Below are 19,978 nucleotides of genomic sequence, written 5' to 3' on the forward strand. Positions count from 1 at the left end.
CGACTGGAGTCTACTGAATATTTCAGTATCAGATTAGTTTTAGCGAATCGCTAGTTCAATCTTAGTCCCAGCACTGCGTAGACGATCTGCAAGGATATCTCCTAATCCAGTTGATGGAGTTAATATGCCACCACGGTGTTTACCGGGTAACTGATCGGCCTGAGTCGCTAAACACAATGCCGACTCACATAAAAACTTTACCGTTGAGCGGTTCCCCGGATCGCCTTGATTGTAAATCAGGCCCCGTACCTGTTGACCATTGCTAGCCTGTCCGATCAGTTCACACCGGAACCAGCCTTCATCCATCACCTGGGTCGAAGGGCCGCTGCCGGGTTGAGGCAGTCGGGACTGTAGCAGCGTTCTGGCCCACCCTTGGCTTAAGGCCAAACCAAATACTCCTGTTGCCAATGTAGTGCCAAAGGCAGCTAACGGTCCACCGAACTTTAGATATTCCTGATAGGCAAAATGGGGACCGTAGGATTCTTGCCATTGATCGAAGAGGGCACTACTACGTCTGACCACACGAGTATTGACAGGTCCCATAAAGAAAGGGGCAATCCAGGTCTGCAAGTCTGAGTCATACTGCGGTCCTTTGGGGTCTTGGCTCAAGGGGACGATATCGGGAGGGGACTCTTCTTGGGGATTGAGCAAATAGGGGTCCGCCATTTGGGAGGACTCCCCTGACTGCATTAAGTTGATGGCCGACGCCAAGGTGCCGCCATTAAAGCCGCCTGCCGCTTTGAAGCAGGCTTTGACTTGTCGACAGGAGACGCCCAATTCTTGCTGCATAAACCGCACCACTAAGTAGGTGCCGAGGTCCGAGGGCACCGAATCAAACCCACAGAAGGGAATAATGCGGGTGCCATCCGCTGAAGCTTTGGCATGGTAGCGCTGGATCAATGATTTGACCCAAGGGGTTTCGCCGGTGATATCGACATAGTGAGTTTGCTTACGGACACAGGCATCCACCAAGAAATCCCCATATAAGGCAAATGGACCCGCCGTATTGAGAATGACGTGGGCCTGTCCCGCAATGGTATCTAGTCCTTCTTGGTCCTGACTATCGGCCACCAAAACATCCACCGCAGCCGCACAGTCCGCTTTAACCTGCTCAAGTTTTTGGCGATTCCGACCTGCGATCGCCCATCGGATTTGCTCGCCCACATTTTGGGCAAAATATTCAACCGTCTGCCGCCCAGTAAACCCGCTCGCTCCGTAGAGGACGACGTCATAGGGTCGAGAATTACTCATACAGGGTCCAAGTCAACGGCTCTTTAATCGTATACCGATTAACCTTTTGCTAGGTTGAAGGAAAATCATCTTAAGGCTAGGGTCAGGATTTTCCAAACCTAGCTTGACCTGAGATGATGGATCCGTCTGAATCCCTAGCTAACTATGCAAGATATCAAAGATAAACTCGCTGAAGACATCGCGGATATTGAATGGAAAGACCTGATTCCCCATTCTCAACGGGATGCCATTATTGTGGTGACGCCTCATTTAGATCTGCTGGATGTGGGAGTTGCGATCGCAAGCGACAATACTCAATCCGTCCAGCATTGGATTAGCGAAAGTTTGATTTATAAGCCCTCAGCTCAACAGTTGAGCAACTGGAACGCCCAACCCGATACAAAATTCAGCACCTTGATTGTGCAACCCTTTGTTCTCGTTGCTCAGAGCGATTAGAGTATATGTGCAAACAATCCCAGCCACCGCAACGGTGACTCATACAAAACTTGATGCGATTTCTGTCCAGCTTGATAGAGATCATCATTGTGATTCTCTGTCTCCCCTTCTACCTATTGGTCTGGTCATTCATCGTCGCTAACGAGGCGAAAGCTGCATCTCGAATTAGGCAACGGCAGTGCCCTAACTGCAATGGTCTCTTCAACGCAATAAACCGACGTTCGCTAATTCCATGCGGTGTCCGATTTCGACTATCAAAGGGCTCATGTGTGGATAGGGAGCGACTACCTTCTTGGTCAATCACATGTCCAAATTGTAAGACGACTATCTGTTTCGACCAACAGATCAGAATCACATCATGCAATATCGGTAACCACATTTCCCATGGTTTGAACAACCAGTGAACTCTGCAGCAAGTAGCCCTCGATAGCCCAATAATCAACAAATGATATTAGGTAACTACGGTTGGCTCATAACTCCATCTCAACGCTAAAATGCCTTGTCTCAGAGCGGTTTCTATTTTCCGTTAGTCGTTCGTAATTGCCTGGTGAACTTGGTCATTAGAATTGAGTTCGACATAAGCGTTGTCCTACCTGATAACTAAAGTTGACACTCTATAACTTGTTAACTATAGTTGACAGATGATTGAGGTTCGTCAAACGGACATTTTTGCCAAGTGGTTCAATAATCTGCGAGATCGCAAAGCTAAAGCTCGTGTACAAGCACGTATTGACCGTATCGAGATTGGTAACTTTGGCGATGTTGCCCCTGTGGGAGAAGGCGTTAGCGAACTCCGCATTCACTATGGTCCGGGGTACAGGGTTTACTTTGTACAGCGCGATTCAGTTGTTGTCATCTTGCTCTCTGGTGGTGATAAAAGCTCCCAAAATGCTGACATTAAAAGGGCTAAGGAAATTGCTAAACAGTTGGAGGATTGAATGATGCCCATAAGCACAACCTATTGGGATTCTGCTGCACATCTCAAAACAGACGAAGATATTCAGCTCTACCTAGAAGCCTGCATTGAAGAAGCAGAAGATGATCCTGCTTTAATTATTCATGCCCTAGGAGTTGTCGCCAGGGCGAAAAACATGAGTCAACTCTCCCGAGAAACAGGTTTGAGTAGAGAGGGCCTATATAAAGCGCTGTCAGTTGATGGCAACCCCACGTTTGCGACTATCGCTAAAGTCACTAAAGCACTCGGATTCAAGCTAACCATTCAGCCAACGGCTTAGTCGTCGATAATTTCAGCTTTAACTAGCGCTTGCACGGGACATTCGGTCAGCATGACCATTTCTGTATCTCTTGATTGGTATCATGCCCATGAGCGAGGCCATTTTATCCAGTTCCAGAGTGTTGTTTTACTCCTCTGTAAGCATTGCAAAATTTGGATGAATAACAAAGGCTGTAAGCTAATGTGCCACCACACCACCAATGAAAATCAAAATTATCAAGTTAACAGAATCAGCCCAAGTCCCTCGCTATAGCCATGCTGATGATGCAGGACTAGATCTATTTGCCATCGAAGCCCAGAAAATCTTGCCGGGTGCATCTGCCCTGATTCCCACTGGAATTGCCATCGAGTTACCACAGGGAACTGAAGCCCAGGTGCGTCCGCGCAGTGGATTAGCCCTCAAGCATTCCATTACGGTATTGAATTCGCCGGGAACCATTGATGCGGGGTATCGCGGTGAAATTGGGGTGATCTTAATTAACCACGGTCAAGAAACCTTTCAGGTGGTTGAAGGGATGAAAATTGCTCAAATGGTGATTGCACCAATTATGCGAGCCGAGATTGAAGAAGTAACTGAATTAAGCGCCACCCAAAGAGGGGAAGGGGGATTTGGCTCAACTGGATATGCTTAAAGCGGGTCAACGGGACACACAAATGCTTGGCCAAGCTTTGATGGGGAAGGGGATATCCAACCTTAAGGTAGTGAGGTAAAGCAGTGATTATCGATGGGGTTTAACAATTGTTTTGTTGGGTCCCTTCACAACAGTACCTTTGGGGCCACTGGAGACAGTACGCTTAGGGCCATCGTAAAAAGTTCGCTTCGGACCACTATAAAACGTCCGTTTGGGGCCACTATAGAAGGTGCGCTTGGGACTCCGAACTAAGGTTCTTTTAGGACCTTTCCGGATAATGGGTTTCGCATTAGCTGGGATCGCAATTCCAGCGGAACCCAGTACTAGAATAGCTGCTAAAACAAGGGATTTTTTAGTCATAAGTCAATTGTGTAACGCTACTGCTTAGACTGGCGCTATTCCAAAAAGGTTCAAAGATTAGTGAAATTTTTTTGCTCTTTCATCTCTCCAGCAATCTGACACCCAAATCTTTACAGGATAAGCCCTAGAGAGAATTCTACAGTTTCAAGAGAGAGCAGGTCTAAAGGGAAAAGGGCAGATGCTCTATCAGTCATTTTAAAAATAAATTGCCCCGGGAACGACAATTACGGAGTCTAAAGTCGCGGATCCCCGGAGCACACACATGATAATAACTTATGATACCCATAAAATTGCATTGTTGCAAATCTATGTAAAAATTGCTCCACCCATGAGTTTTTGATAGCGAAGATTTAATTCGGATTGCATCAGGGGCCAAGCCCCTAAAGTGCTGTCTTTTTCCAAAACTTTTTCAGCCGCTTGACGGGCTAATTCTAAGGTCTCTTGATCGTCCACTAAGCTGGCTAGGGCGAGATCAGGCAGCCCCGATTGGCGGGTGCCTAGAACTTCCCCTGGCCCCCGAAAGCGGAGATCCATTTCGGCAATAAAAAAGCCATCTTGGGACTGCTCCAATACTGCTAACCGCTGGCGAGCCGTTTCCGTTTTGGAACTATTCATCAGTAGGCAATAGGATTGATGGGCTCCTCGACCGACTCGACCTCGGAGCTGATGGAGCTGGGATAGGCCAAACCGATCGGCATGTTCAATTAACATCACCGTGGCATTGGGAATATCGACGCCCACTTCCACTACAGTGGTTGAAACCAAAATATGCAGCGTATGCTCCCGGAACTGGGAAATCACCTCCTCTTTTTCCGCCGAAGTGAGCCGTCCATGCAGCAGCCCCACCTGGAAGTTGGGGAAAATGGTGGTTTGAAGACGATCATGCTCTTGCACCGCTGAGCGCAGATCGAGTTTTTCAGATTCCTCTACTAGGGGTAAGACAATATAAATTTGCCGTCCCTGGGCGATTTCCCGTCGCATGAGGTCGTAGGCATGGGCACGATCGCGGGTCGTTAGCATCGTCGTCTGAATCGCCTGTCGTCCCGGTGGCAGCTCGTCAATCTGACTGACATCCAGGTCGCCATGGAGGGTTAGGGCCAGGGTGCGGGGAATAGGGGTGGCAGTCATGGTGAGCACATGGGGATGCTGACCTTTTTGCTGCAGCAGGGCTCGCTGCTGGACGCCAAAGCGATGTTGTTCGTCAATGACAGCTAAACCCAAGCGATCAAACTCCACGTTGTCTTGAATCAGGGCATGGGTGCCGACGAGTAAGGGTAGTTCCCCTGTTTTGAGCTGTTCAGCAATTTGTCGGCGTTTGGCTGCTTTGGTGGAGCCCGTCAGCAAATCAACGGGTAGATGCAGCTGGTTAAACCATTCCACGAGCTTATGATAATGCTGCTCAGCCAGAACTTCCGTGGGGGCCATCAGGGCGGTTTGATACCCAGATTGAATGGCTGATAGAAGGGCAATCACCGCCACTACGGTTTTACCTGACCCCACATCCCCTTGAACCAGGCGGTTCATCGGCTGAGTAGATTGCAAATCCGCCAAAATATCTTGAACAACTCGCTTTTGCGCCCCGGTTAGGGTAAAGGGCAATACCTCATAGAACCGTTCCAGTAATTCCCCATGCACGCTTAAGGGCACACTTTCTTGGGTCTGGCGCTGCTGTTGGCGGCGGACTAGCATCCCAAGCTGCAGATAGAAGAATTCATCGAAGATTAAGCGGTGGCGGGCTCGATCTAGGGCATCACTATCGGGGGGGAAATGCACATCTGCGATCGCACTCGGCAAATCCGTCAAATTATTCTGCTGCCGCAGGCCCTCTGGTAACGGATCGCGGAGGCTTTTTGCAGCAGGCAAGGCTGCCACCACCGCTCGCCGTACCAGATCCGGGGTGACCCCTTCCGTCAGAGCATAGATGGGCACCACTCGACCAATGACCATGGACTCAATTTTGTCCCCAGAATGGTTAAGCACCTCCAGGTCAGGGTTATCTAGGGTGATGCCATACTTGCTGCTTTTAACCAAACCAGAAGCTGCCACCACCGCTCCAGGAGGGTAAAGACGCTTTTGTTGTTCTTGCCAACCTCGACTGCGAAACCGATTGCCGGCATAGAAGCGGCTGAGTTTTAACTGGCCCGTGGCGTCTTTGACCACTAGCTCAAAGATGGTGAGCTTGGGATTGCGGGGACTACTAAAGCAATTCACCCGCCGTACCGTCGCCACCAAGGTAACCGTTGCCCCTTCCTCTAGGTCCCGAATCGACACCTGGCGGGCATAGTCAATATGGTCACGGGGATAGTAGAACAGTAAATCCCGCACGCTAAACAGCCCTAGCTTCTCTAATTTCTGAGCGCTTTTAGGGCCAATTCCAGACAAAGACAGAATGGGCAGATCGAGGGATAGTTTCTGGGGGGTGGCCTTGAGTTTTTGGGTGGCTGGCTTCCGGGGCTTGGGGGGCGGATCTGTGGCCTGACGGTAGTCTTTCTGGGTGGAATAAAGAAGACGTCGAGTTTCAGCCACTAGGTGCTGGCGCTGATTCAGGGTCAGGTCTGCGTAACCGCCAAACTTCTGAGCCGTAGACTGCCACCGTTCTTGTACCGCAGACTCGGAATGGGGCGGGACCGTGCTGGCCAAACTCTGTTGGAGAAATTGACTAAAGCGAAATTGCTTGCCTTCTAGGTCACAAAATCCGCGATCCGCTTCTACAGAGAGAGCCTGTTGCAACCTCACCCAATCGGGAAGGTTGGTGGTGGACACAACTGGAACAGAATCACCCATAGACGTTGCAGCGATATTGCCCCCATTGTAATGATCAATGGAGATCTTGAGATCGGTTCATGGCAGATGGCAACAGCTCATATTGCCAGATGGGCATGCCGTTGAGGGAGAGAGTCATCGTTTTCTGGCTACCCAACCGTTGGGCGACCCGTTGCGATCGCACATTCTCGGGATGAATCAAGCTAATCAGGGTGGGGCGCTGTAACTGATTAAAGGCCACATCGACGGCTGCTTTGGCACTTTCTAGGGCATAGCCATATCCCCAGTGGGATCTGGCCAGCATCCAGCCCACTTCTAACCCCGGCCATCCTTCGGGATAGTAGAGGCCGACTCGGCCAATCAGCGTTTGTGTGGCTTTTTCCTCTACCGCCCATAAGCCATAGCCTCTAATAGCCCAATGCCCCAACACCATGGCCATATTTTTCCAGGCTTGGGCTCGAGATAAGGTTTCGCCAGCCCCAACATAAGCAACAACCTCAGGATCTGCCAGCATGGCTGCATAGGCATCTAAATCAGCAGCGCCAAACTGTCGCAGATGAAGGCGTTCTGTTTCTAATATCTGCATCTTGGGGGTAAGGGTTCTAAAAAGCGATGGCAGTGTCAGCCTCAATTCACCAGCAATGCCGGTTGGGGCAAAGTCTGCTTAATATCCTGTTCTGACATTTGATATTGCAAGCTTTTAGCCTGAAGTTTGCTAGTGGCTTCCAGAACCGGGAGGGGAGGGCTAATCAAGAACCCCTGTACGGTTTCACATTTTAAAGACTTCAGCAATTCTAACTGTTCAGGGGTGTCTACCCCTTCTGCCACCACGCTTAAATGCAGCCCCCGTCCTAGAGAAAGCACCGCATTAATCACCTCTAGCTCTTTAGCATCCGACGTCAATCGTTTGATAAAGGATTGATCAATTTTTAGGGTATCTAAGGGGAGCTGGGTGAGATAGTTCAGAGACGAAAAGCCCGTACCAAAATCATCCATGGCAATCTTAATTCCCATCCCCTGAAGCTGTTTCAAGACTTGTTGGGCCAGAGGAATATTCTTAATGGCAATGGTTTCGGTAATTTCTAATTCCAAATATTTAGGGTCAAGCTGGGTTTGCCTTAACACCTGGGAAATAGTTTCCACCAAGGTGGGGTCATAAAATTGCCGAGCCGATAAGTTAACGGAGATGGTCAAGGGCAGACCAGAGATCCGTTGCCACTCCACGATTTGTTGGCAGGCCACTTCCAACACCCATTTGCCAATTTGGACGATGAGATCCGACTCTTCAGCCAGGGGGATAAAGGTGGCGGGAGACACCAGCCCCTGCTCAGGATGTTGCCAACGAATCAGCGCTTCTAACCCGGTAATTTCCCCAGACTGCAAATTGATTTGGGGTTGATAGAACAACATGAATTCCTGACGTTCTAACGCATGACGGAGGTTATTTTGGAGGGCAAACAACTCCGTGGCTTCCGAATTCATATCGGCATCATACACTTGAAAAATGCCCCGCCCTTGTTCCTTACATTGATAGAGGGCAACGTCAGCATTTTGCAAGAGCACTTCTGCTTCTTGACCATCATCCGGAAAGCAGGCAATACCGATACTGGCATTGATGTAGATTTCATGATGATCAATTTTCACCACTTCCTTGAAGGCATCTAAGATCCGCTGGGCAGTCCTTGTTGCATCGGCAATGGTTCTGATCTTTGCTAGTAAGAGGGTAAATTCATCACCGCCCCAACGAGCCACCGTGTCTCCACCCCGTAAACAATGTTGCAATCGATTGGCAACTTCTTTTAGCAGTTCATCTCCGACGGAATGACCCAAGGTATCGTTAATGGTTTTGAATTTATCCAGGTCCATAAACATGACCGCCAGATTATCTTGATTGCGGCGGGCATCCGTTAGGGCATGATCCAACCGTTCGGCAAAGAGCACTCGGTTGGGCAATCCCGTTAAGGCATCGTGAAAGGCTTGCCGATGAATAATTTCATCCTTATCCTGTCGCTCTAGGGCTGCACTGACGCTAGCTGCCATGGTTCGTAGAATGGCCTCTTCTTGGTCAGACCATTGGTAATGGTCATTACAGTCATGGAGTTCTACAAATCCCCAAAAGTTGTTTTTGACAATGATGGGAACTGCGAGAACCGATTGAACCTTCTCTTGGGAAAACACGGTTTGTTCAGCCGTCGAGAAGCTCTGAGTGACACCACTAATGGCAGCACCGCCCGCTAACGTGGTGTACCATCGCTGCAGATGGGGATTGCTATAGAGCTGATTTTGCCGATGTTCTAAATGACGAATTGAAGCAATCTGAGGGCCAGTCCATTCGTAGCGAATGCTAGTGGCTAACCGATGGGTCTCTGCATGGACATGGTTCTCGCTAATACAGATGCGATCCACTCCGGCGGTGGTGCCAAATTGGGCAAGAGCTGCATCAATGGCTTCTTCATAACTGCCATTGGCGAGCAGGTGGGTGGTGGCTTCGGCAACGCTTTGCAACAACCGATCTCGCTTGAATAATTCCGCCTCAACTTTTTTCCGTTCGGTGATGTCGGATAAGCAACAGCGGATCAGACCATTCTCAGAGATAAAGTGAATGGACTGTTCATAAACCTGCTCGTCAACCGTCACTTCCCGGCTAAGGATTTTTTGTTTAGAGGATTGGGTGAGGGCAATGAGTCCTTGAACCGTGGGATGGTCTACCCCTAGAACTTGCAGGCTGGGAAAAGCGTTGTAGGCAGCGGGGTTGATATAGGTCAAATCTCCTTTGAGATTGACTTCAAACATGGGGCTGGGCAAAATTTCGGGAAAAGAGGCTAAGCGAACCAAAGAGGTTGCCCCGAAACTCGGAGGCTCATCCCCTTCATGGACAAAGGTTTCCCGAGGATTAATATCTCGGGTGACGGCTTCTTCAAAATCGAAGTTTTTGCAAAAATCGCCAAATTCGAGATCGGTCAATGCCCCTAAAACGAGGTATTTGGCCTTCATTTGGCGGCCAAACACAATCCGATCGCCATGATTGAGCTTAGTGGAGGCACATTTCTCGCCATTCACAGAGGTGCCGTTCGTGCTGGGCTCTCCCTGCAAGTTGCCATCAATCAGCATAAATCCGTAGCTATTGGGATCCGCATTGGTTACTCGCAAAAACAAGGCATGCTGACGAGAAATCCCTTGGGAGCGGACGACGATGGAATTGGTTAGATCACGGCCAAGGAAATAGGAAGATTCTTCCAAAGGCACTAAGCGAAAACCATCTAAATCCTCAAGGATTAAGAGATGCCGGATTTTGCGTTGCGGGTCATTGAGGTCTGTTGGCACGGATCATGGTGTCGCGACGTTACAATGGTCGTCCAATTTCAGGTTGATCGACATCAGTAAAACTATCGATTTTCTGGGGTGATCCGCATTTCCGCCCCAGATATCTAGATATTTCTACTGGCTATTGGCAAGAGCAAAGGACATTATTGCCACGTTATTCCTGCTGCTCATCGGCATAAAAGCGATAAAACAGGTAGGCATCATCAAAGGGATGCTCATCCAAAACGTGATGAATAATCCGTTTTCGCATCAGAAGCCGACCAATGCGTAGGGCTTCTTTGCGGGTGGCTCGTTGAGTCCGCATCAGCCAAATCACAGCTTCCGAGCCCACAAAACATTGGGGATAAATATTCAGCCGATGACGACGATCTTGAATATCCAGTCCCTGTTCTCCTTTCATCTGGGCCACGAGTTCTGGCAGGTTGATTTGGGGAGCGGATGGCCGGGAGATGGGCTGAGGGCTAGGTGGGGGGGAAGCCAGGATCGGTTGGGATGGCGGTTGCGATCTCACGGAGTCTGGATAGTACAAATGAGGGGCATTCTCTGTCCGCTGCTGCACGAGCAAATCGATCAGCTGCTCTAGATGGGGCGATCGCACATGCAAATCCCGCTGGGGAAACGGAATTTCGATCTGGTACTGGCGGAGCATAGCTTCGATACGGAAATACAAATCGCTTTTTAGACGATACTGCTGCCGAGGTTCACGAAACCATACCAAGACTTCAAAGTTCAGGGCACTCTCTCCAAACCCCAGAAACTGAACTTGGGGTTGAGGATGGGCCAGAACTTCTGGATGATGGCTGACGGATTCAATCAGGGCCGTTTGGACGCGATCCACATCACAACCATAGGCCACGTCCACGGGCAGGTGTAGGCGGGAGACGGGGCTGCTATGGCTCCAGTTCACCACTTCTTTTTCTAAAAAATGGGAGTTGGGGACGATGATCGTCACTTCATCGTGGGTGCGCAGTTCGGTGCTTCGGGTCCCAATTTTCTCGACGGAACCCACTAGCTCTCCCACCTTGATGAAATCTCCGGCTTCGATGGGGCGATCCAGAAGCAGGATGATACCGCTAATAAAGTTGCTGACGATATTTTGGAGACCAAAGCCAATGCCCAAACCTAGGGCACTGCCGACAATAAGCAGGGCACCGATATCCACCCCCAACACTTGGAGGATGACTACCACTCCCAACCCGGTGAGGACATATTGGGTGAGAATTGCGATCGCATCTTGCAATCCCCGATTCACACCCAAGAGCGGCAAGATTCTCGACTTGAGTAGCAGTGTCAACCCCCGTACAATCACCCACAACCCCAGAATCAATCCCACCACAATCAACAGGTCAACAATGCCGTATCCCTGTTCCTGCTCTTTCAGGATCAAGATGGGTTCGTCAAAGCTCCGTAACACCAAGTACAGCAGGGTACGGAATTGGGGGAATAGTTCGCAAATATAGTAACCCACCCCAACCCAAACCAAGAGCTGAAGGCTCGTCAACCCCAATAGCGCCAGAGGGCGCTTCGTATCCTGCATCGTTCGCAGCTGCTGCCGCCGCCAGCGCAGCCGGATCCATTGAATACCGCAGTGCAGGAGAATCGCTAGCAACACCCCCAGCCCACTCTTGAGGATGGCTTGGCGTCGATAGCTCGGGGTGCGTTCCTTCAGACCCGTGGCAATCGCCCGATTAATCGTGCGCTGCCACCCCACGGCTTGTTCCATGGCATCCTGGCCCAACATGACATCGCGATCCGTCACCGTTAAGAGGTGACGGTCGGCTAAACGCAAGGTCGGTAAAGCGCCTGGCGTCACCTTCACTGTGGGAACACCAGGGGAATCCTGGGCTGCTGCAAAATCTCGTATCGCTTGGGCTAAGCTATCGTTGGCCTGCTTAGCCCGATCTTTTGCCGAGAACTCCCTGAGCTTGCTGACTTGAAACAGGACTTTGCCATCTAGCACAATTGGAGCGGTATCGAAGCTGCGACCAATGGTAATCTCCGCTCGGGATGGCAGGGAAAATCCAGTCAGGAAGAGGGTCAGACTGAACAACAGAATTAGAAAGCCTTGAACGGGCCGAAATGGTCGTCGATACAGCATCTCAGAGATAGGCAAACTTGCACCTCACCCATTATTCAAGGGTGACATGATAAGAGTCTGAAATCATGCTGATCTTTTTGGAATGGTGTGCTGACGTCGAACTGTTACACCAGCGTAGGCTATCGGGATAGCCCCTCAACAATGGTCATTGCGAATTTTTCCACTGGGAAAAATGGTTTGGCAATAGCGGCTATAGCTGACATCAGCCCCACTCATATCCGCCCCTCGTAAGTTGGCCCCTTGCAGATTGGATTCACTTAGATCCACGCCGCTCAGATCAGCATTCTGGAGATCTGCATCGGTCAGATTGGCTTCACTCAAATCCACGCCGCTCAAATCGGCATCCTTGAGATTGGCCTTTGTGAGATTAGCGGCACTTAAGTCCACCCCACTCAAATCGGCCTTGTGCAGATCGGTTTGGGCTAGGTTGGCATCGCTCAGATCCGCACCACTCAAATCAGCTTGGCTCAGATTAACCTCACTCAAGTTACAGCCACAGAACTCAGCCCCACTAAAATCGGCTTGGCTGAGATCCAGCTGATGCAGATCCAGGGCCGTGAAATCGGCTCCGGCAAATCGCCGTTCTCCGGCTGCGTAGCGACGGCTTAATTCGTCTCGACTGAGTTTCATAGGTTTACTGGCGTTGCTGACGTTTCAACCATAGCTTACTCCCTTCCCGCTGTAAAATGGGGAAAAGAGCAAATAGTCACATTGAATCGAACACAAGCCTTTCTGGACAAGCCTTTTGATGCGGATGAGTGGCAGAAATTCTACTACCGCAATCAACAACACTACATTCGACAGCGCTTGACCGCGATCAAATTGCTGAATGAAGGACACAGTCGTACCCAAGTGAGCGAACAAGTGGGGTGTAGCTATGATACGTTAACGCGTTGGATGGACAAATATCTCGATGGTGGACTCCAGGGCTTGGTCCAACCCATTCGACATCAAAAACCTAGTCGGTTGAGCCCAGAGGAACAACAACAACTCAAAGAGATGGTTCTGACGCAACGTCCGACAGACTATGGTATTGACCGCAATATGTGGACAGGTGCAATTTTAGCCGTTGTGATTGAGCAGCGTTTCGAGGTGCAGCTGAAAGATTCGCGTATCTACGAATTGCTATCAGAGTTGGGGTTATCTTACCAACGCGCCCATCGTGACTATGCGAATGCTGACCTGAACGCCCAGAAAGAGTGGGTGGCGGCTGTTAAAAAAACTGCAATCACGACAATCGGATGAGCGCATCTTGTTCTTTGACGAATTTGCGGTGTCTGAGCGTCCTAGGTTGTTCTATGGCTGGGCAGAACGCAACACTCGTCCACAGGTCAAGAGTAATGAGCGGGCTCGCAACAAGCTCAATGGGTTACTGTGCGTCGATGCCCACAGTGGCGAAGAGTATTTCGCTCTGAGCCCACAGGCTAAAACAGAAGATATCTCTGAGTACTTTGCAGACCTATGTCTGGATAGCGTTGAGCTGGGCTACACTCAACTGTGCCTTATTCTCGATAACAATCCGACCCATAAGGGCAAGATGCGCTCCCAACTCGCTATCCATCTAGAGCAGATGGGGCTCACCCAATCGATTCAAGTTGAGTTTTTATATTTGCCGTCCTACTCTCCCAAGTTGAACTTGGTTGAATATGTGATTCACTTACTACGCTTACGATGTCTGCACCATCTCCCTCTTGGAACGACCCTGACACAGATCAAACAACAGCTCCATGAGTTCTTTGCTGCTAACCAGTTTCTATCGGCTGAACAAGTTCAAAACAGCCTGAATTTTATATTTTCACTTGTTCCATAATCTTATGGCGGGAAGGGAGTAATTTCCTAAACTAGTAGCAACGAAGGGGCAGACGTCGGAAGGGCAAGGATCATGAAGCTAAACTATCGACAAATTTTGCTAGGGTCCTTTAGTTGGCCCAGATTGATTCTGGCTCCTTTGCTGATCTACGTTTGCGTTGGGCTGTACGTCTTTTTCAGGGCAGACAGCATGATTTTTCTGCCCCAGCCCGCCAGTTATCGAGATACAGACGAGGTCCTAAAGCTCCCCGTCAATGACCAAGAGCAGATCTCGGCCCTCTACTTTCCCAATCCCCAGGCGACCTTTACGTTGCTGTATATCCACGGCAATGCCGAAGATTTGGGAGATATTCGCCCTCGACTAGAACAGCTCCAACAGTCTGGCCTCAGCGTGTTTGCCTACGATTACCGAGGCTATGGCACCAGTGATGGACAGCCCAGTGAAAGCAATGCTTACCAGGATGCGAAACAAGCCTATACCTATCTAACCCAGGAGTTGGGGGTAAAGCCCCAGCGGTTGTTAGTCCAGGGGCGCTCCCTGGGGGGCGGATCTGCCGTCTATTTGGCGACCCAATATCCTGTGGCAGGGGTGATTTTAGAAAGCACATTTACATCAATCTTTCGAGTGGTGGTGCCCATCCCGATTTTTCCCTTCGATAAGTTCACCAGTCTGGATAGACTAAAGCAAGTCAAAGCTCCTGTATTGGTGATGCATGGAGAAAACGATCAGGTGATTCCCATTGACCATGGTAGGCAGCTGTTTGAAGCAGCGTCTGGACCCAAGCGATCCTTGTGGGTGGCAGGAGCAGGTCACAATAATTTTCCTCAAGTCGCTGGTGAGCGGTATTTCCAGGTGTTGAAAGAGTTTCAACAGCTCGTTCTGGACTAAGTAGCAGTGCAGCACATCGAAACCTTCGGTTTATTTATCCCTTTGACGTCAATGCTCGGGGGTGGATCCGTTGGTTTCAGGGTAAAAATGGGGCAGACTGACGGGGTATCGATGGGGCTCCAAATCAGAACTAAGCCTGAGAAAGCATCTATTTGGTGGTACGGTGGGGAATCTTTAATCAGATCAGGCTATTGGTTTCAAGCCGGTTTACCCCATAGAGAGAGGAAATACCAATTGTGCATCAGCAAAGAATTCTGTGGGTACAAGTCTTTGCCCTAGCTCTAGTGCAAGGGGCAATTGTATTGATGTGGGTGATCTACAACCTTTATCTGGGAAAACTGCTGGGTGAGTTTGGATTTACCTCTGTATTTATCACGGGTGTCTTACTGCTGGAAAACGGTCTGGCGATGCTGATGGAACCCCTAATGGGAAACTATTCTGACCGCGCCCAACGCTGGCTAGGCAGTCGATTTCCATTTATTGCCGCAGGGGTGATTTTGGCATCGGGATTACTGATGGCGACGGCGATGCTGGTCACCTTTGGTCAGCCAGAGGGAATCTTTCGCTGGCTTTTACCGATATTACTCGTGACCTGGGCCATTTCCATGACGGTGTTTCGCAGTCCAGCTCTGTCCTTGCTGAGCCGCTATGCCTTTGGTAGTGGTTTACCGCAAGCGGCAAGTGTATTGACCGTAATGGGGGCGATTGCTGGGGCAATGGGGCCTTTGGCCAATAAATATATTCTGGAGTTAGGGCCAGGGATTGCCTTTGGCCTAGCGTCACTCATTTTGCTAGGGGCTGCGGCCATTCTCAGGTCTGTCAATACAGAGGTGAAGATGCCCCATCAACCTTCTGGCGTTGGGGCTCGTCCATCCATCAGAAATTTAGCCCTGGTGTTTACAGTGGGATGGGGCACCTCGTTGGGGTTTCGATTATTGATGACGACGTTTCCCAAAATCCTCAAAACCATTCCAGGCCAAAATGTAGGCCTAACAATGGGCATAATCTTTATTGCCTTGGGGATAACGGCCATTCCAGCGGGAACGGTGGCTCGTAAACTGGGGAATCGTCAAGCCATTCTCTTAGGATTACTGGGATTAGCCCTAACGTTAGTCGTGATGAATGGGGTAGGCCAGACTTGGGCAGCGGTGGGCGTAGCGATAGCCGTTGGTACCTGTTTGAGTTTGGTGAATAATGGCACGTTGCCCTTTGCCCTATCGATGGTGCCTGCCCAGAAAGCGGGATTGGGAACCGGGATGTTTTTTAGTGGTGGAGCCTTGTCTGCCAGTTTATTCGGGGCTTTTTTCCAACAGCCAGATGCGCTGTCCCCCTTAGTGATGACGACTGTCGCGATTGTTAGTTTTGGGGTAGCGATGATTGCGATCGCATCTAGCAAGCCCCCCTCTCTACCATCGACATAAATTGGGACCCGAATTTTCCAGTTCAATCACCCGAAAATCCAGCAAATACATCTCCCAATTGCGACGAGGCGTTTGCCATTCAGGATCCTGAACAATGTTGGGGCTGTCGTAGGTTTGCCCCTGATATTCAAACACAACAGGTACAGTCTGACCCGCTTGGGTCCAGTCGTAAATCATTTTCTTGAACTCAACCACGGGGAGGGCACTGCCCTCTAGCTCTGCATTTTTTGGATCCATGTCTACCACTTCTGGTGGCAAGTTCAAGATCCAGACCACATCTTCTTGATAGCCCCAGCGTTTGAGGGGATTGGTGGCTAGCAGTAAATGGTTGGAGCGGGGGCCTTCGGTGCGGAGATTGCTGAACATGGAGAAGGTTCCTGCGGTGCGAAGTCCTAGATAGGGCATCAGGCCGAAGCAGCAAAGCCCAATCAAAAACACCGCCATAAATTTGGGCATGGAGGCATTGAGCACGGGGAGTCCTTGCCAAGCAGGTCTATCTTTAGGGGTAAAGACCTGGGTGAGTATCGGCCAAAGGAAAATGACTGAAGCAAGGTTAAAGATGGCCCCAGCGATAACTTTGATGTCGAAATCCAAATAGGCAAGGTAATACAGGGCAGAGAATAGACCTGCCATCACATTGAGGCCAAAATACAGGTGTGCTCGGTGAATCTGCCGTCCCCTCAAGGAGATCTCGGATTGCTCTTGCCAAAGTTGAAGGTAGCGATCGGGAATAAAGGTAAAGAGTAGGCTTCCGGCTAGGGCACTAAAATCGACAAAGCCGATCATGGCGATAAAGGCATGCATTAGCCAGGAGAGCAGCAGAATCGGAGCCTGCAATCTGGGCACAAATAGCAAGAGACTCCCCAACAATTCCCAAGCGAGAACGAAGTAGATATTCGTATGCAAGATTAGGTCGGGTAGTAGGACGTAATCTTGATAGGCAAAGCCAAAATAGTAAAGCAGAATGCCGCCACAGGTGAGTAAAGCGAGCAGCAGGATTTTTGGGAGTTTTGAGGATTGGAGTCTGTGGCGAATCAGTCCCTGCCAAAGTCCAAACAAGGCCAGGGCAATCACGATAGCCATAACTGGAATACCCAGGAGATTGGATTGGATCATATCCAAAATCCGATACAGCATCATGCTGGAGCAGGACACTTGGGGATTGAGAAAGTCGGTGTTGAGTTTGTGGAATCCAGCCCAGAAGTAAACGCCAAGCAAGGAGGCTCTAAGGAGGGGACGCATCATGGCGTAGTAGCTTTCTGCGCTGGCCTGTTTGAACCAGGCGTAGACCATGCCTGCCATCAAAGCGAGGTTGAGGTAAATCAGGAAGTTGACGTGGTTGGCGACGTCAGGGAAGCGAAAAATTAGGAAATAGGCAGTAGAGAGGACCAGGAAGGCAAAAAACTTGATCCGGGTTATGCGGGTGAAGACGAAGACGGTGAGTAATGCCAAAAAAGCGAGGGCAAAGCCGGGAGCTTTCCACTTTTCCTGCATTTCTAGCAGGAAAGCGGTCATGTAGAGGAGGGTGAAGATGGAGAACGAACTCATCGGTTGGCTTGTTGATTACTGTGTTCCCCCGTGGTGATGTTGTCAGCTATCGCGGCTGAGCATTCGCTATCTTTCCAAAATAAACTTGATTGTCGAAAGAGCAGTTTTTATGCCTTAGTATATTGGCTGAGGAGCATCCTAAGCATGGCAAAGCAATTGATAGCTACTTTGACACAAGTACTGAATAACAAGCTATTTAAGAAAACTGAACTGTAGGTGTTCAACCTGTTAATCCAGCCTCAGGAAATATTAGATTATTGAGAATCTCATAAAGAGGCTCAATGTAGCCAATAAAAGCTAAGTCCTTAGCTAAGTCCTTATGGCTCCTAATTTTTCTTCAATCTTTTTATCATTAAAGCCTTCAACTCATTAGTATGCAGAGTTCTTTTTAATCTATCTTTTGTGGCCCATCCACCTTCTTCAATAACGCTTTTACATATTTCATAGTATTCAAGATGCTCATCACGTGGCTTATTTAAAGCTTCAATTATTTTGGTGAAATATTTATTAATTCGCCTGGAATTTACTTCAGGCACTTTCTGATTGCCATTAATAGCATATTTTAACAACATAAGTGTATGCCATCTATATTTTCCATAGTTTCCTGGGAGCTTCTTGCTATTAAAAAGTCTAACAAATTTATATAAAGCTAATGTTGAACAGTAGTATGTTATTTCATTTTGATTATCTTCAAAAAGCCTATCCCCCGACTGTTCAAATATCTGTGTTGGGTAGCTAGATGCAGTATGTGGAATTTCTAAGAACATTGAAGCAAATGCACGCGCAACTGTTCTTATGTCAAATATCTTTGTGTCATTAATAGTTTTCCCTGCATATTGATTTTCTCTTCTCTCAAAATATATAACTGAATCAGACTCGCTTTCATCATTCCAACTATTAAAATAGCTTTCGACTGATTTTGATTTTGCCTTTAAAGATAGAAATTTTTCATTAGAGACATAACTCTGATTATTTGTCGCTTCAACAATTTTATTAACTATTTCTGGGTTATCTACTTCGATTACTTTTGCTGTAATCATTGTATTTTCACCTAAGTAGTTTTTGTTCCTATATAAAACATGGCTACTTTGACACCCATTAACAATTTGATAGTTTGATAAACTAATTGAATCACTTTGTACTCTCACATCAGGTGATACTATAGTTATTCCATTATTTAATAGTGCAAAATATTCTTTGAATTTTTCATTTGATAAAGTTTCTTTTATCTTCATATTTACATCATTACATTCCCCAAGATATGCTCGAACATTTTCATCAAATATTCCGCTTCGCATTTTCCCGTCTTCTCCTTCAAGTAAAGACTCCACATAATTCTTGGCTGGGATAATAGCGATATAGGATTCTTCTACTTCTTTCATTTCATTATATGAGACATATCCTTTAACTTTTACTATTGCTTCAACAGGCTGATGAATTGAAATCCATATTTTAATTAATTCATCACGATCTACTTTGCTACAAACTACTTGCTCAAAAACTCCAATGCCTCTAATTTTTCTGCGAGAAGTTTTGAGAGATGCTTCCAGCTCTGTCTCATTATTCCAAACACCTGTAGTCACATAATATGTGTATGCATTTGGCTTGCCATTTTTTACTTTATCAACATTTTCAATTATAGATGCAAAAATCTTTGTAGCCTCAGCCAGAATTTCATCTTGGGGGAACTCTGGTTCTTCAGATGAGAAATCAAAGACTCCTTCACTAAAACTAATGATATCTCTTTTTTCAAATGAATCAGAGGTTTTAGACTGAATAAAAACAATATCAATTTCGATGCTCTTTTTATGAGTTTGAAATAGAGACTCAATTTCTTCAGTAGTAGTTATCAACTCTCCGTCGGCAATAATCGCAATACCATCAATCCCAGCATCTTCCTCGGTAGTAGTTACATCAGAAACATCAAACTTCCCTGAGAAAAATCGACTTACAATACAATAATTAACGAACATTTCAAATTGTTTTGAAATATCTGGCTCTTCAATCCCTTTTGTCTCTAAGAACTTCTTTAAATGTGTTTTGATAATTCGATGCATTTCCCCCTCCAATTTATATGCAATTGTTTTTTGATAGCTAGAATTTAGATTTTAATATTTTTGTATTTACTGAGCTGTACTCACAAGATGTTTATTGTATGCCAAACACATTTGCAAGCTTAGTATATTACCACTTATTTTGATTTTATTTTAAAAA

At 48.0% G+C, this 19,978-nt stretch carries 17 protein-coding genes; 7 read left to right on the forward strand and 10 right to left on the reverse strand.

The features are described from left to right. Positions 1-39 precede the first annotated feature (39 nt). A complete protein-coding gene (locus tag AM1_RS23635; RefSeq protein WP_012165441.1) occupies positions 40-1,251 on the reverse strand; it encodes a saccharopine dehydrogenase family protein in 1,212 nt (403 codons plus the stop codon). A gap of 144 nt (positions 1,252-1,395) precedes the next feature. Here AM1_RS23635 and AM1_RS23640 point away from each other — a divergent pair, with 144 nt between their 5' ends. Further along, on the forward strand, positions 1,396-1,686 hold the full coding sequence (locus tag AM1_RS23640) for a DUF2288 domain-containing protein (protein WP_012165442.1): 291 nt from the start codon (positions 1,396-1,398) through the stop codon (positions 1,684-1,686). A 109-nt stretch (positions 1,687-1,795) separates the two neighbouring features. On the opposite strand, the gene AM1_RS42290 is transcribed toward AM1_RS23640, so the two are convergent. Next, positions 1,796-2,083, reverse strand: coding sequence for a hypothetical protein (locus AM1_RS42290; protein WP_187152901.1), 288 nt, complete (start codon positions 2,081-2,083; stop codon positions 1,796-1,798). A 244-nt stretch (positions 2,084-2,327) separates the two neighbouring features. Here AM1_RS42290 and AM1_RS23645 point away from each other — a divergent pair, with 244 nt between their 5' ends. The 3 genes from AM1_RS23645 to dut all read left to right on the forward strand — a co-directional run bounded on the left by AM1_RS23645 (position 2,328) and on the right by dut (position 3,552). Next, positions 2,328-2,624: a type II toxin-antitoxin system RelE/ParE family toxin gene (locus AM1_RS23645; protein WP_012165444.1), complete on the forward strand. Its 297-nt coding sequence runs from the start codon at positions 2,328-2,330 to the stop codon at positions 2,622-2,624. Further along, the gene (locus AM1_RS23650) at positions 2,625-2,921 is read left to right on the forward strand and encodes an addiction module antidote protein (RefSeq protein WP_012165445.1); all 297 of its coding nucleotides are present in this window, start codon (positions 2,625-2,627) and stop codon (positions 2,919-2,921) included. 199 nt (positions 2,922-3,120) lie between these two features. After that, on the forward strand, positions 3,121-3,552 hold the full coding sequence (dut, locus tag AM1_RS23655) for a dUTP diphosphatase (protein ID WP_012165446.1): 432 nt from the start codon (positions 3,121-3,123) through the stop codon (positions 3,550-3,552). A gap of 87 nt (positions 3,553-3,639) precedes the next feature. Here dut and AM1_RS23660 read toward each other — a convergent pair whose 3' ends face one another. The 6 genes from AM1_RS23660 to AM1_RS23685 all read right to left on the reverse strand — a co-directional run bounded on the left by AM1_RS23660 (position 3,640) and on the right by AM1_RS23685 (position 12,727). Next, the gene (locus AM1_RS23660; protein WP_012165447.1) at positions 3,640-3,912 is read right to left on the reverse strand and encodes a hypothetical protein; all 273 of its coding nucleotides are present in this window, start codon (positions 3,910-3,912) and stop codon (positions 3,640-3,642) included. 306 nt (positions 3,913-4,218) lie between these two features. Continuing rightward, a complete protein-coding gene (gene recG / locus AM1_RS23665; protein ID WP_041660301.1) occupies positions 4,219-6,696 on the reverse strand; it encodes an ATP-dependent DNA helicase RecG in 2,478 nt (825 codons plus the stop codon). Between the two features lie 34 nt (positions 6,697-6,730). Then, positions 6,731-7,261: a GNAT family N-acetyltransferase gene (locus AM1_RS23670; RefSeq protein WP_012165449.1), complete on the reverse strand. Its 531-nt coding sequence runs from the start codon at positions 7,259-7,261 to the stop codon at positions 6,731-6,733. 41 nt (positions 7,262-7,302) lie between these two features. After that, a complete protein-coding gene (locus AM1_RS23675; RefSeq protein WP_012165450.1) occupies positions 7,303-9,999 on the reverse strand; it encodes an EAL domain-containing protein in 2,697 nt (898 codons plus the stop codon). A 154-nt stretch (positions 10,000-10,153) separates the two neighbouring features. Next, entirely contained in the window at positions 10,154-12,112 is a 1,959-nt protein-coding gene (locus AM1_RS23680) for a mechanosensitive ion channel domain-containing protein (RefSeq protein ID WP_012165451.1), read from the reverse strand. Positions 12,113-12,232: 120 nt separating this feature from the next. Then, complete coding sequence (locus AM1_RS23685; protein ID WP_012165452.1) at positions 12,233-12,727, reverse strand: pentapeptide repeat-containing protein; 495 nt, start codon at positions 12,725-12,727, stop codon at positions 12,233-12,235. Between the two features lie 81 nt (positions 12,728-12,808). On the opposite strand from AM1_RS23685, the gene AM1_RS39945 reads away from it, so the two are divergent. The 3 genes from AM1_RS39945 to AM1_RS23705 all read left to right on the forward strand — a co-directional run bounded on the left by AM1_RS39945 (position 12,809) and on the right by AM1_RS23705 (position 16,216). Further along, positions 12,809-13,907, forward strand: a protein-coding gene (locus AM1_RS39945) for an IS630-like element ISAcma32 family transposase (protein WP_076611697.1) whose coding sequence is annotated in 2 segments (ribosomal slippage) — positions 12,809-13,312 and positions 13,314-13,907 — 1,098 coding nt in all. Because the reading frame shifts where the segments join, the coding sequence is not laid out codon by codon here. A 72-nt stretch (positions 13,908-13,979) separates the two neighbouring features. Further along, complete coding sequence (locus AM1_RS23700; protein ID WP_041660306.1) at positions 13,980-14,795, forward strand: alpha/beta hydrolase; 816 nt, start codon at positions 13,980-13,982, stop codon at positions 14,793-14,795. 236 nt (positions 14,796-15,031) lie between these two features. After that, positions 15,032-16,216, forward strand: a complete 1,185-nt coding sequence (locus AM1_RS23705) for an MFS transporter (RefSeq protein WP_012165454.1) — start codon at positions 15,032-15,034, stop codon at positions 16,214-16,216. Here AM1_RS23705 and AM1_RS23710 read toward each other — a convergent pair. Further along, entirely contained in the window at positions 16,202-17,764 is a 1,563-nt protein-coding gene (locus AM1_RS23710; protein ID WP_041660308.1) for a hypothetical protein, read from the reverse strand. The genes AM1_RS23705 and AM1_RS23710 overlap by 15 nt on opposite strands. Before the next feature lie 326 nt (positions 17,765-18,090). Next, positions 18,091-19,821, reverse strand: a complete 1,731-nt coding sequence (locus AM1_RS23715; RefSeq protein ID WP_012165456.1) for an AIPR family protein — start codon at positions 19,819-19,821, stop codon at positions 18,091-18,093. Positions 19,822-19,978 lie beyond the last annotated feature (157 nt).

Source organism: Acaryochloris marina MBIC11017, assembly GCF_000018105.1.
Lineage (GTDB): Bacteria > Cyanobacteriota > Cyanobacteriia > Thermosynechococcales > Thermosynechococcaceae > Acaryochloris > Acaryochloris marina.